A 13,614-nucleotide genomic window follows, 5' to 3' on the forward strand; every position below is an offset into this window, starting at 1 on the left:
ACCGCTACGCCGCCGAGGGCGCGGCACCCGCAGGTCGTACACTCTCGAACTGCCGGTAGAGGACCAGGGAGATCGCGCCAAGACCCCAGAGCAGCACGGCCAGCCGCACCAAGCCGCCGACGAAGGGCACAGTGCCGGCCACTTTCAAGAGCGTCAGCCCCAGGGCCATGCGCGCAATCAGCGCCCAGGTGTCGCCCGCGGGGCCGAGCAGCCACTTACCCACAACGGCGCCAACCACGATCTGCGAAGAATAGATTGCGACACCCCACAGGATCACGGCGGCCACACCGAGGGGGATGCCCACGATGGTGACACATGCCAGGACGGCCGCGACAGGCACGCTGCAAAGCACCAGAATGCCCAAGCCCAGCGAGACGCCATAATGATCGGCGGAGTCCACGGTCTCCCGTGCGAAGCGCGGCACGAGCAGGAAGAGCACCAAGCCGAACAGCAAGGTGGCCGCGAGCCAGATGCCTCTCCAGATGAGATGCCCGGTGTGCCGGGCCCTGGCCTCCCTCTCGGCTTTGTGAAACTCGAGGGGAGAGGAGAGCTGGGCCTGTGAAGAAACTTCCGGCGCTCTTTCTCCGGAAAAGTACGCCTTGCCCTGAATCTGCGCGGTGGGTCCGACGCTCAGATAGTGCCCGCGCATCTTCAGATTGCCGCCGATGGAGCCGGTGAGTGAGGTACGGCCCACAAAGGCAAAAACATCGCGAGCGATCTTCCCGTCCAGGGAAGCGCTGCCGGTAAACATGGTCAAGCCGCCGCCGATCCTGGCGTTGGAATCCAGATCCAGGACATCCGTGGCCGAAGTGACGTTGCGACCCACGGTTCCGCTGAGCGTGAGCGTGTTCGTGGCCACGCGGACATTGCCGTCCACCTGGCCGGTGATGCGGACCGTGCGCACAAAAGCGAGGACGTCGCCGGTGACGTGGCCACTTACGTCCAGCGCTTCGCCGAACACTAGGAGGTCGCCGTCCACGGTGCCGTCAATGCGCGTGCGCCCGGCGGCGACGTACAGGTCGTTCTTGATGACTTCGTCCTTGCCGAGCGTGTAGGTCTGCTCGTGACGGATTTCCGCTGCGCCGGCGGGAGCCGGGAAGGCCGCCGCCGCGCACAGCCCGGTTAGGACCAGCGCCAGCGCGGAGCCACGGCGCATCCAGCGGCGCACGCAGAACAGGCCGGTTCCGGCCACGATCACAAGCGCGAGCATTTCAATCAGAGAAAACATGGATTGCCATCCTTTCCAGAAAGCACCCTGAAAGACCAGCAGGCCGAGCAGGTTGGTGCCGCCGAAACCCGCCTGATCGAGCTGCGTGATCCAGGGTTCGATATAACCGCTATAAAATGCGTAAGCGCCCGTGGCGGCCAGGCCGAAGACCGCCCCCCAGAGCCACTGCATGGAGCGAACGTGCCGGCCAGGAGCCGCCGCCAGGCGCGCCGGGAGAGGCTCGTCATCTTCCACCAGGGAGCGGGTCAGCAGGCGTGATTCGCGCTCGAGCGCGCGCAGCAGCGTGCGGCAGCCGGGGCACTCCTCGGTGTGCGCGGAGACCTGCCGCGCCCGCGCGGGCTCGAGCTGCCCCTCGAGGTAGAGCAGGCAGGTCATTTCATCCAGGTGGTCAGCCGCCCGCCCGTGCGGCTGGTCGTCGCGATCGTCTTCGCGCCGGCTCATGGGTTCCCTCCCGCCGCCAGGGCCGTGGTTTGGCCCAGCGCCTGGCGCAGTTCGTGGCGGGCGCGCAGCAGAACCACGCCAACAAAGGCGCGGCGCACGCCCAGCGCATCCGCAATTTCGTCATAGCTCATATCCGAGTAGTAGCGCAGGACCAGGGCCATGCGCGCGCGGGGAGCGAGATGGTCCAGGGCGCGGCGCACCTCCTGGCTGGTGCGCTGCTCGATGAGGCGCTCGAGCTGGCTGGGATCGGGATGTTCCAGCGGCAGCGCGCTTACGTCTTCGGTCTCTTTGCCCTGGCGGCCTTTGCGGCGGCGCAGCAGGTCCCAGCAGTGATTGGCGGCGACCTTGTAGAGCCAGGCGGAGAACGACCGCGTGGAGTCGTACTGGCCGAGCTTGCCGCGAATCTTCAGAAAGATCTCCATGGTGGCGTCTTCGGCGTCTTCCCGGGTCGGCAGCGCGCGGCGGCAGAAGCGGAAGATCGCGGGAGCGTACTCCTGATAGAGCTCCCCCCAGGCTTCGGCATTGCCTGCCTGGGCCCGGGCGATGGCTTCCGCGGGTTCCGTCTTGCCCAGCGTGCTCATACGACCTGGTCTCGAAGCATCCATAGGCTAATACGCAGGAGGGGGCCCGAAAATTTCATGCCCGGGAGTGGTACTTGTCCGGCTCAGCCGGGCGTCTCCCCGACTGTAGCAGAGAAAGGCCTGCCCCCTGAAGAGGACGGTTCCAGGGGGCAAAAGAGAAGCGGCCCCGGCCGAAGCCGGGGCCGCTGGGAAGTGCCTCTGCGGAGGCGGTAAAGGGTCAGAAGGTAAATTTCAGAGCGAGTTGCATACCTCGCGGACCGCCACTGCCCAGGAACGGGTAGCCAATGCCCACGTCGCCGGTGGCCGCCAGGCCCAGCGAACCGATTGACCGCCCGTTCGTACCGATGCCATTAGGAGCGGCATCGGCGATGAAAGTAGGCAGATAGGGGTTGGCAAAATTGGGATGGTTAAAGATGTTATAGACCTCGGCGCGCAGCTGCATCTTCAGGCGCTCGTTGATGGCCGTGTCCTTGAAAAGAGAGAAGTCGAACTGGCGGAAATCCGGTCCGCGAAGCGAATTGCGGCCGAGATTGCCGAAGTGGCGCGTGCCCGGGATGCAGGTGCCCGCAGTGCCGTCGCCGACACCCCCCGGATAGCTGCAGGGAATGCCAAAGGCGGAGAGGTCCAGGAAATTTCTGGGGTCGTTGCGATTGTAAGTGACCGTGCCGAGGAGATCGGGCCGGCCGAAGCCGCCGCCGCTGCCGTCGAAGTCGTCCTGGAAATTGTAGTTGAGATGGAAGGGCTGGCCGGACTGCAGGGTGACGATGCCGTTGACGCCCCATCCGTCGGTGAGGCGGCTCCAGTCGCCCTTGCGGTTGGGGAAGGTGTAGATGAAGTTCCAGGTGAAATGATTGCGCACGTCGAAGTTGGAATTGCCGCGGTTCATGCGGATGGGGGCTGTGCTGTCGTTGGGCTGAGCGGCGTTGGGCACGTAGTCCTCGCCATCGCTGGCATCATCAAGCGAATGCGACCAGTTGTAGCTCACGGTCGAATTCAGCCCGTGCCAGTCATTGATTTTCCAACTGACCTGCAGCGAGTTGTAAGTCGAATTCGCGGAGCTTTCCTGCCAGTTGATATACCAGAAGGGCGAGGAAGGCAGGCGCCGTGGCACGCCCCAATCGTTGATGCAGCCAACGGTGGCCGGTGGCGGCGTGGGATTGGGGCACGTGTGAACCAGGTCCTCCGCAGTGATCTGCGCCTGGGAGGGCTGGTTGATGTCGCGGAAGCGGAAGAGTTTGTGGCCATTCGAGCCAACATAGCCGATCTGCAGAACCATCTTCTTGGTCAGTTCCTGCTGCAGGTTGAGGTTGAAGTTCTGCATGTACGGGGTGCGGATATTGGGGTCCACGCCAAAAGCGTCCCACATGGGTCCGGTGTTGGGAAAAACGGGGTTCGCGGCGTTCAGCGGCGATCCGTCAACAGATGCAAAAATAATGGCGTTGGGGCCAACGCCGGAATAGGCCGGGCCGGGATCGAAAACGCTGTTCCAGGGCAGGTGGCCCAGGAACATGTCCTGCGAGAAAGCGTCGTAGAAAAAGCCGTAGCCGGCGCGCAGAACCGTCTTGCCCTTGCCGCTGACGTCCCAGGCGACACTGACGCGGGGAGAGAAATTGTTGCGGTCGGGTTTATAGAGGCCGGCGCCGTTCAAAAGGACGGGAGCGCCCGTGGTGGGATCCACGTTGGTGAAATTGCCGTGCTTCTCGGCGATCACGCCGAAGTAATCGTAGCGCACGCCATAATTGATGGTCAGGTTCTTGCGCCAGCGGAAACTATCCTGCAGGTAGAAAGCGTGGGAATTCTCGGAGGTGTTGCGATTGGTATTCCCCTGGCGCTGGAAGGAGTGGTAGGGGTCGGTATTGGGGACCCCGGTGATGAAACTGTCGAGAGATACGAAATTGAGGGCCCCGCGGAAGCCGCGGTTGAACATCTGCGAGATGGAAGTGCGGCGGAATTCGTAGCCGAACTTGATGTCGTGCCCGCCGCGCTTCCAGGAAATGTTGTCGATGAAATGCCAGTTGGTGTCCACGCGCTGGCGGGGATCGCCGTTGTCGGCGCCGAGCGGAGCAAGGGAACTCCCGCCGGGCGAGGAAACGCTGATCTTGGGCAGGCCGAAGTCGTAGGCGCTGACCCCGGTGTTGAGTCCGATGGAGGCCGGATCGAAACTGCGATCCTGCGGGAAGAAGCCTTCGGCAAAGCGGTTCCAGCCGAGGCGGGCTTCATTGACGACGGAAGGGTTGATCACCTTGACGTAGGAGATGGAGATGAGCTGAACGCGCGTCGGCGTAAAGGTGTTGTAGTTGGGCAGCAGGCCGCCGCCGACGAGAGCCAGCGGGAAGCTCTGGGAGCTGTCGCCGAAATAGTAGCGGCCGGTGAGGAGATCGTTGGCATTCACCTGGTGATCGATCTTGGCGATGACGTTGTCCACGCGGTTGGAGAAAGGCGTGGAGAGAGCGGCGTTGGTTCCACCGTTGGCGTAGCAGTCCGTATTAGGATCAGTGGCTGCGGGCCAGGGGTTGAGCGCCAGGAGATTGGCGATGACCGGATTGACGGAGCCTTCGTTGTTGGCGATGGCGGTCGCGATATCCGCGGCGGTGGGGACGCAGGCCGGGCTGCTCTGCGCGCCCTTTTCGCGGGTGCCTTCGTAGTCGGCAAAGAAGAACGTCTTATTCTTGATGATCGGGCCGCCCAGCGAACCGCCGAACTGGTTGTTGTGAAAAGGCTGCTGGGGACCCACGGAAGCGTCGTCGAAGTAGTTGCGCGCGTTCAGAACCGTGTTGCGGAAGTACTCCAGCGCCGAGCCGTGAAAATCGTTGGTGCCGCTCTTGGTGACGGTGTTGATGACCCCGCCGGCGCTGCGGCCATATTCGGGCTCGAAGTTGGAAAGAACGCGCAATTCGGCAATCGCTTCGACCGGGAGGATCGTCGCCGGGGTGCCGAAAACGCCGGCTTCGTTGATGGCCGGGTCGTTGCGGTAGCCGTCGTTCATGTCCGTGCCGTCGAGCAGGAAGTTGTTGGAGCGGCCGCGCGCGCCGTTCATGGAAAAGATGCCGTAGGAACCCGGAGAATCGGTGATCTGGTCCGGGGAGCCGGCCACGCCGGGAACGAGGAAAATCAGTTTCTGGTAATCGCGGCCGTTGACCGGGAGATTAGTCACGGTGCTGGCCTGAACGACGCCGCCAAGCGTATTGGAGGTGGTCTCGACCTGGGGCAGGGATTCGCCTGTGACTTCCACTTTCTGGGTGACCTCGCCGGGCTGCAGGGTCACATCGGCGCGGACCTGGGAGGAGACTTCGACGCGGATGCCGGTCACAACACCCATACGGAATCCGGCCTTTTCCACGGTCACGCTGTAGTTGCCGATGGGCAGCTCGGGCACGTTGTAGCTGCCGTCATCGCTGGTGGTCACTACGCGCGTCAGACCGGTATCCACGTTCTTCACCGTGACGTTGGCGCCGCTCACGGAGCCGCCGGAAGAATCCATGACCGTGCCCAGAATTGAGCCGCGGAAGGTTTGGGCCTCCGCGCTGAAAGTCAGTAGAAGCAGAAGCACCGCGGCACACACTACGGCCAGGCCGCGCAGCAAGCGAGCAGAACTCTTCATTGCAGTCTCCTTCGTATTTTGCGAACTCATGCGCCTCCCCCCGAGGAAGCGCCCAACTGGAAATGGCCAACGCCCGCCAGATTCGCCCGTGAGGCACGGCATGGCGCAGCACCCAGACTAGTGCTGAATACACTACCCGCCTCTTCCCGGGCCGTCAAGCGCGAGCGGCAGACCCTTGGGGCCATCGCCGGGTCCGGCCCGTCAGGCCGGAAAACCTCCCGGTAGAGCCGCAGATGCGGTACATTGAATAATTAGCTTTATGGCAACGAAACTTCCATCACTGGTCATTGTGGGGCGGCCGAACGTCGGCAAATCCACGCTTTTCAACCGCCTGACGGGGACGCGGCGCGCGATCGTCACCGACGAGCCGGGCATTACCCGCGACCGCATCTACGGGCAGGCGGAGTGGCGCGGGCGGGCCATCGAGATCGTGGATACCGGGGGCATCATCCCGGACGACAAAGCCTTGATTCCACGAGAGATCTTCCGCCAGGCCAAGGTGGCTATCGAGAAGGCCGGGATGCTGGTGCTGGTGGTGGACAGCCACGCCGGGCTCACCCCGCTGGATGCGGAATTGGCGCGGCTGCTGCGCGCCACCGGCAAGCCCTTCGTGGTGGCGGCGAACAAGGTGGACGCGCCGCGGCAGGAGATTCAGACCGGCGTGTTTCACGAGCTGGGCGCGCCGGTCTTTCCCATTGCCGCGGAACACGGCACGGGCGTGGACGACCTGCTGGACGCGGCGCTGGAGACGCTCTCGGCGGCCGCGGCCCCCGAGGAAAAGCCGCTCGAAGCCGAGAAAGAGATCGAGGTGGCCATCATCGGGCGGCCCAACGTGGGCAAGTCCACGCTGCTGAACCGCCTGGTGGGGGAAGAGCGAGTGATTGTCTCGCCGGAGGCGGGCACGACGCGGGACACGGTGGACATCGAAGTGCGCCACAACGGGCAACTCTTCCGCTTCGTGGATACCGCGGGCATCCGCAAGAAGGGCAAGACCAAACTGGTAGCGGAAAAGCTGAGCGTGGTGATGGCCAAGCGCAGCCTGGAGCGCTGCGACGTGGCCCTGCTGGTGGTGGACGCGGAGCACGGGGTGACCCAGGGCGACGCCACCATCGCCAGCTACGCCGACCAGTCCGGCCGCTCGATCATCATCGTGATGAACAAGTGGGATTTGGCGGTGGAGGCGGCGCGCAAGGCCGGCGAAGAGGGCGCGGCCGCGGCCAACAAGTCCCGGAAAGGCGTGGAGGGCCGGCGTCAGCCCCCTCCGTTCGACAAGGGCCGGCTGCTGGTGGAGTACGAAGAGATGGTTCGGGAAAAGCTGAAGTTCCTGAGCTACGCCCCGGTGCTCTTTCTCTCGGCCCTGTCCGGCGAGCGCACCGACAAGCTCTTTCCGCTGATCCAGAAGGTGGCCGATGCGCGCCGCCGGCGCATTCCCACGCCGGAGCTGAATCGCTGGCTGGAACAGGTGGACCTGAGCCGCGGCACGACGCCCAAGGCGCGCCCGGTGAAGATCTTCTACATCACGCAGGCCAAGGCCTCGCCGCCGACGTTCCTGATCTTCACTAACCAGAAGACGCCGCTGCACTTCAGCTACGAGCGCTTCCTGGAGAACCAGCTGCGCGCGACGTTCGATTTCCTCGGCACGCCGGTGCGCTTCGTGCAGCGCATGCGCAAGCGCGACAAGAGAGACTCCGGCTGAAACGGCTGCGCGTTGACAGGCTGCGGATTTGGAATAGGATGAAGGGGTCCCCGCGGCAGCGTTTCCCATGGCCAACAACGGACAAGCCGCACAACCCGCGTCCGAGAACGAGCTCTATCGCATCGGCGAAGTGAGCCGCCTGACGGAAATCAAGCCCTTCGTCCTGCGCTACTGGGAAACGGAGTTTCCCATGCTGCAGCCGGTGAAAAGCCCGCGCGGCCACCGCCTCTATCGGCGGCACGATGTTGAGATGGTGCGGAGGATCAAGCGCCTGCTCTACGACGAGGGCTTCACCATTGCCGGGGCGCGGCGGCATCTGCGCGAGCAGAATGGCCACGGCGGAGGGGAAAGCGGCGGCGAAGCGGACGGGCCGCCGCAGATGCTGAGCCGGAAGATGCTGCTGGACCTCCGGGACACGCTGCGGGCTTTCTTGACGCTGCTGGAACGGCGGTGATAGCCTAGATTTGCCCGGTTGGAGAACGTCTTCGGACGTACCTGGCTCCAGCCGCTGCAGCGGTCGGGACGTAGCGCAGCCTGGTAGCGCGCACGCTTGGGGTGCGTGAGGTCGCTGGTTCAAATCCAGTCGTCCCGACCATTCTTTTCTATGAGTGACCGCAAAGCGGTCAAATTACTTGTGACCGCGAAGCGGTCAACTTCTTTCGGAAACGCCACCCGCGCAGCATCTGCCCCGCTGGACCAAGTTCGCGTAAACTGGATCTGTCGTGCTGGATGTATCTCCGGATCTGTTTGTGATGACCACGAAGACGCCGCACATACTGCTGACGAACGACGATGGGATCGAGGCCGCCGGACTGCGCGCGCTGGCCGCGGCTCTGGAAGGCTGGGCCACCGTCAGCATCGTGGCGCCTAGCCGGGAGCAAAGCGGTGCGGCGCAGTCGCTGACGCTGCGCACCCCCATCATCTGCCACCCGGTGGCCCCGCGGCAGTGGGCCATCGACGGCACGCCGGCGGACTGCGTGATCGTGGCGCTGCACAAGCTGCTCTCCGAGCCGCCGGACCTGGTGCTCTCGGGGATCAACTTCGGCGCGAACCTCGGGGAAAACGCCTACTACTCCGGAACGGTGGGAGCGGCGCGCGAAGCAGCGCTGCACCACATCCCCTCCTGCGCGATGTCGTTGTGTTCCAAAAGCCCCGCGGTGAGCTTCGACGGCGCGGCGCGCCTGGCGCGCACCATGGCCGAGCTGATCCTGCGCGAGGGCCTGCCCGACCAGGTGCTGCTCAACGTGAACGTGCCGCAACCGTGGGACGGCGCGGTGAAGTTCACGCGGCAGTCGCGGAAGATCACGCGCAACCAGTTGAAGGAAGGCCAGGACCCCAAGGGGCGCACGTATTACTGGCTGTTCGAGCAGAAGATCGACAAGGATTTCGAGCCGGACACGGACTACGCCGCGATCTCCGCGCGCGCCGCATCCGTCACCCCGCTGCACCTCGACCCCACACACGGCGAGTCGCTCAGCGATCTCTCGCGCTGGACCGAAGCGCTGCAGGGCGCCTTCCGCTGAGGATGGCTGTAGCCCCGGTCGGAATTTAACCCGGCCTGTTCAGGAAACCGCGTTTCTTTTTCGCACAACCAAACCGTCTTGCAGGTCAGAAAGAAAACCCCGCCCTCTAAAAAGCGCGGCTGCAGGATTTCAGTGGCTGCCTGCCGCGACCAGCGGTACGTTGGCCTTGCGCATCTCCTCGTTCAGCGCGGGCACGTCCTTGGCCAGAACTTCCCGCCAGCGGACCAGATACGGTTCGAGTTGCTGGTCGAAATGGACGAAGATGGCCGCCTCCGCCGCCGTTGGCGCGGCGTCGGCGCTGTCCACAGCTTCCTGCAGATAGCCGATCTTGCTGTTCAGCTTCGTCGGGTAATTCAGCTCATCTTCGGAGGCCTTGGACTGCACCTGAATCAGTTCTTCCTCGATCGCGGCTGCTTTCTTGCGCAGCGCGCCGGAAGCCGCGACGATGCTCTTCGCCGCTTCGTTCGCGGCGAACCGCTTTTCGATGGCTTCGAGCTGCGCGCGCAGGTCGCGGATCCCCAGTACGGCCTTGTTCAATTCATCCTGGCGGTCGCGTAATTTGAGCATCAGGTCGAACTGCTTGCGCAAATCCTCGGCTGAGGTCTTCACGCGGGGATCGAGCTTCACTTCGAGCGGCGCCATGTAGCTCTTGCCTCCGGCGGTGAGCCGCGCCTGATACGCACCGGGCAGGACGAGCGGGCCGGTGGGCTTGCCTTCGTCGTAGATCGCCTTGGGAATCTTCACCGGCGGTTCATAGCGCAGGTCCCAGGCGAAGCGGTTGAGTCCCGCCTCGGCGGGAATGTACTCGGCTTCCTCGTCCCGTTCCCACTCCTCGGGGGCTTCCTCCTTTTTCTTGACCTCGCTCGTGAACGTGCGCAGCACCTTGCCCTGGGCGTCGAGCAGCTCGAGCTTGGCCGGCTCCTTCGGCGCTTCCTTCAAGTAGTAGTAAAGAACTGCCCCGTCCGGCGGGTTTTCGCCGGCGGGATTGCGGCGCACAGTCGCGTGGCCCCTGCGCGTGCGGACGGCAACCGATGGCGTAAAGAGATGCGCCTCTTCTCCGGCAATGGAAGCGGTCATCTGGCGCAGCGGGCTGAGGTCGTCGAGCACCCAGAAGGAACGGCCGTGGGTGGCCACCGCCAGGTCGTCGCCGTGCACCAGCAGGTCGTGGACCGGCGTGGTGGGCAGGTTGAGCTGCAGCGGCTGCCAGTGGCCGCCGTCGTCAAACGAGACCCACACGCCCGTCTCCGTGCCGGCATAGAGCAGGCCCTTGCGCTTGGGATCCTCGCGCACCGCGTGGACGTAGGATTTGTCGGGAAGGCCGGTGACGAGCTTCGTCCAGGTCTTGCCGAAGTCGGTGGTCTTGAAGATATAGGGATGGAAATTGTCGAGCTTGTGGGCGTCCACGGCGGCGTAGGCCGTGCCGGCATCGAAGGGCGAGGCCTCGATCAGGCTGACCAGCGCCCACTCCGGCATCTCTTTCGGTGTGACGTTGTTCCAGCTCTTGCCGCCATCGCGCGTGAGCTGGATCAGGCCGTCATCCGTGCCGGCCCAGATCACGCCGGCCTGCTTCGGCGATTCCGCGACGCTGAAAATGACGTCGTAGAACTCCACGCTGGCCTGATCCTTGGTGATGGGTCCGCCGGAATCCTGCTGCTTGGATTTGTCGTTGCGCGTCAGGTCCGGGCTAATGATGGTCCAGCTCTGTCCGCCATCGGCGGAGCGGAAGAGCACATCGGCCGACTGGTACAGCACATTGGGATCGTGCGGCGAAAACAGGATCGGCGAGGTCCAGGTGAAGCGGTACTTCTGCTCCGCGGCGTTGTGGCCGTCGGCGTCGTCGGGCCACTGCTGGATGTTCTGCGCCTGGCCGGTGCGGCGGTCGAAGCGGGTGATAATGCCGAAATAGGAGCCGGCATAGACGATGTTGGAGTCGCGCGGGTCCACCGCGATGTAGCCGCTCTCCCCGCCGCCGACGGCATCCCAGTCGCCGCGCTCGATGGCGCCGTGGTCGCTGCTGGTCAGGATGCCCACGGTGGAGTTGTCCTGCTGCGCGCCGTAGAGGCGGTAGGGAAAATCGTTGTCCGCGGCGACGTGATAGAACTGCGCGGTGGGCTGGTTGCCCTGCGTGGTCCAGTTCTTGCCGCCATCCACGGTGATGGTTGCGCCTCCGTCATTGCCGTTGATCATGCGCAGCGGATTCTGCGGGTCGATCCACAGGCCGTGATGGTCGCCATGCGGCGCGCGAAGCCGTTCGAAGGTCTTGCCGCCGTCGATCGAGCGGTAGAGACCGGTATTGGCGATGTACACCGTGGAAGCGCTCTTGGGGTCGGCCCACACGTGAGTGAAATACCAGGCGCGCTGGCGGAAGCGGTGGTCGTCGTTGATCAGCGACCAGTGCTCGCCGCCATCGTCGCTGCGGTACAGCCCGCCCTTCTTCGCTTCGATGAGCGCGTAGACCACATTCGAATCGCCGCCGGAGACGGCCACGCCGATCTTTCCCAGCGGGCCTTCCGGCAGGCCGTTACCCTCAATGCGCTTCCAGGTGGTGCCGCCATCGGCGGAGCGGTACAGGCCGTCTTTGGCTCCGCCGCTGTTCAGCGACCACGGCGTGCGGTAGCCCTCCCACATGGCGGCGAAGAGGATGCGCGGATTCGCGGGGTCGAAGACGATGTCGGCGCCGCCGGTGCGCTCGTCAAGGTAGAGAACCTTTTCCCAGGTCTTGCCGCCGTCGCGCGTGCGGAAGATGCCGCGCTCGGCGTTGGCGCCGTAGGCGTGGCCCAGCGCCGCGACGTAGGCGATGTCCGGATCGTTGGGATGAACGATCACCGTGCCGATGTGCTGGCTGTCCTTGAGGCCAACGTTGGCCCAGGTCTTGCCGGCGTCGGTGGATTTGTAGACCCCGTCGCCGAAGGAGATATTGCCGCGGATGCAGGCTTCGCCGGTGCCGGCGTAAATCACATTGGGGTCGGAGGGGGCCACGGCGATGCTGCCGATGGACGAGACGCTCTGCTTATCAAAGAGCGGATCCCAGGTGTTGCCGCCGTCCGTGGTCTTCCAGACGCCGCCGGCCACCGCGCCGAAATAATAGGTGTTCGGCTGGCCGGGCACACCCGTCACGGCGAGCGCGCGGCCGCCGCGGAAGGGCCCTATGAGCCGCCACTTCATGCCCGCAAGGGCTTTGGGCTCGATCTGCTGCGCGCCGGCGGCGAACGCGGCGGCAAGAATCAGACAGCAAGCGAAAAGAACGGATAGCACGAACAGGCGAGACGTTTTCACAAACACCCCCGGCAGAGAAACCCCAAACGCGCATGCTACAGCGGCAGCGCGGCAAACGAAAGGGATTTTTCCAATTCCTGCGCCGCAAGAGGTGCGATAGGATGGCGCACCAATGGGATCCGGCAAGCGATACGACGTCGCGGTGATCGGCGCAGGAGTGTTCGGCGCGTGGACGGCGTGGCATCTGGCGCGGCGCGGCCGGCGCGTGCTGCTGCTGGAGGCCTACGGCCCGGCGCACACACGCGCCAGCTCCGGCGGCGAATCGCGCATCATCCGCATGGGCTATGGCCCGGACGAACTGTACACGCGCTGGTCGCTGCGCTCGCTGGCGCAGTGGAAAGAGTTTTTCGCAGCGACCCAGCAGCCGCTGTTCCAGGAGTCCGGCGTGCTGTGGCTGGCCGGCGAAGACACCGCCTATCTGCTGCAGACCGAAGAGACGCTGCGGCGCTGCGGGGTGCCGATCGAACACTTGGACTGCGCGGCACTGGAACGGCGCTACCCGCAGATAGCATTCGACAATGTGGGCGCGGGATTTCTCGAGCCGCAGAGCGGGCTGCTGCTGGCGCGGCGGGCGGTCGCGGCGGTGGTCGCGGACGCGGTGAAGCGCGGCGCGGAGTACCGGCTGGCGGCCGTGGAAACGCCGCGCGGTGCGGGGCGCCTGGACGTCATCGAGGCCTTCAGCGGCGAGCATTTTTCGGCCGGCGCCTATATCTTCGCCTGCGGCCCGTGGCTCGGCAAACTCTTTCCGGAAATTCTCGGCCCGCGCATCTTTCCCAGCCGCCAGGAAGTCTTTTTCTTCGGCGTTCCGGCGGGCGACGCGCGCTTTGCCGTGCCGGCCATGCCCACGTGGCTCTTCCAGGCCGACGAGGTCTACGGCATGCCGGACCTCGAGAGCCGCGGATTCAAGATCGCGCTGGACCATCACGGCGAGCGCGTGGACCCGGACACGCAGTCGCGCATGGTCACGCCCGAAGTGGCCGACTGGGTGCGCGGCTACGTGGCGCGGCGCTTCCCGGCCCTGGCCGGCGCGCCGATCATCGAGACGCGCGTCTGCCAGTACGAAAACACGTCCAACGGCGATTTCCTGATCGACCGTCACCCGGAGCTGGACAATGTATGGTTCGCCGGCGGCGGCTCGGGCCACGGCTTCAAACACGGCCCGGCGCTCGGCGAATATGTCGCGGCGCAGCTCGAAGGCAGCGCCAAGCCCGAGCCCCGTTTCTCCCTGGCCACCAAGCGCACCGTCCAGCACCGCTCTGTCCACTAAG

Annotated in this window: 8 protein-coding genes and 1 tRNA gene; 5 read left to right on the forward strand and 4 right to left on the reverse strand. The window is 64.7% G+C overall.

The features are described 5' to 3' along the window. Positions 1–4: 4 nt before the first annotated feature. From LAN61_10565 to LAN61_10575, 3 genes are all read right to left on the reverse strand, one after another. Entirely contained in the window at positions 5–1,669 is a 1,665-nt protein-coding gene (locus tag LAN61_10565) for a zf-HC2 domain-containing protein (GenBank protein MBZ5540947.1), read from the reverse strand. Continuing rightward, entirely contained in the window at positions 1,666–2,250 is a 585-nt protein-coding gene (locus tag LAN61_10570) for an RNA polymerase sigma factor (GenBank protein ID MBZ5540948.1), read from the reverse strand. Before LAN61_10570 ends, LAN61_10565 begins: the two co-directional genes overlap by 4 nt. Positions 2,251–2,467: 217 nt before the next feature. After that, positions 2,468–5,851, reverse strand: coding sequence for a TonB-dependent receptor (locus tag LAN61_10575; GenBank protein MBZ5540949.1), 3,384 nt, complete (start codon positions 5,849–5,851; stop codon positions 2,468–2,470). Positions 5,852–6,110: 259 nt separating this feature from the next. Here LAN61_10575 and der point away from each other — a divergent pair, with 259 nt between their 5' ends. The 4 genes from der (at position 6,111) to surE (ending at position 9,070) form a co-directional block, all read left to right on the forward strand. Then, a complete protein-coding gene (gene der, locus LAN61_10580) occupies positions 6,111–7,547 on the forward strand; it encodes a ribosome biogenesis GTPase Der (protein ID MBZ5540950.1) in 1,437 nt (478 codons plus the stop codon). 67 nt (positions 7,548–7,614) lie between these two features. Next, positions 7,615–8,001, forward strand: coding sequence for a MerR family transcriptional regulator (locus LAN61_10585; GenBank protein MBZ5540951.1), 387 nt, complete (start codon positions 7,615–7,617; stop codon positions 7,999–8,001). A 64-nt stretch (positions 8,002–8,065) separates the two neighbouring features. After that, a tRNA-Pro gene (locus LAN61_10590) sits at positions 8,066–8,142 on the forward strand. Between the two features lie 157 nt (positions 8,143–8,299). Then, positions 8,300–9,070 carry a 5'/3'-nucleotidase SurE gene (surE, locus tag LAN61_10595; GenBank protein ID MBZ5540952.1) on the forward strand — a complete coding sequence of 257 codons (771 nt, stop codon included), beginning with the start codon at positions 8,300–8,302 and terminating at the stop codon, positions 9,068–9,070. Between the two features lie 129 nt (positions 9,071–9,199). Here the strand turns inward: surE and LAN61_10600 are convergent, their stop codons facing one another. Further along, complete coding sequence (locus tag LAN61_10600; protein MBZ5540953.1) at positions 9,200–12,235, reverse strand: glycosyl hydrolase; 3,036 nt, start codon at positions 12,233–12,235, stop codon at positions 9,200–9,202. Between the two features lie 223 nt (positions 12,236–12,458). Here LAN61_10600 and solA point away from each other — a divergent pair, with 223 nt between their 5' ends. Next, entirely contained in the window at positions 12,459–13,613 is a 1,155-nt protein-coding gene (gene solA, locus LAN61_10605; GenBank protein ID MBZ5540954.1) for an N-methyl-L-tryptophan oxidase, read from the forward strand. Position 13,614 lies beyond the last annotated feature (1 nt).

It is taken from the genome of Terriglobia bacterium, assembly GCA_020072785.1.
In the GTDB taxonomy this organism is placed as follows: domain Bacteria; phylum Acidobacteriota; class Terriglobia; order Acidiferrales; family UBA7541; genus Acidiferrum.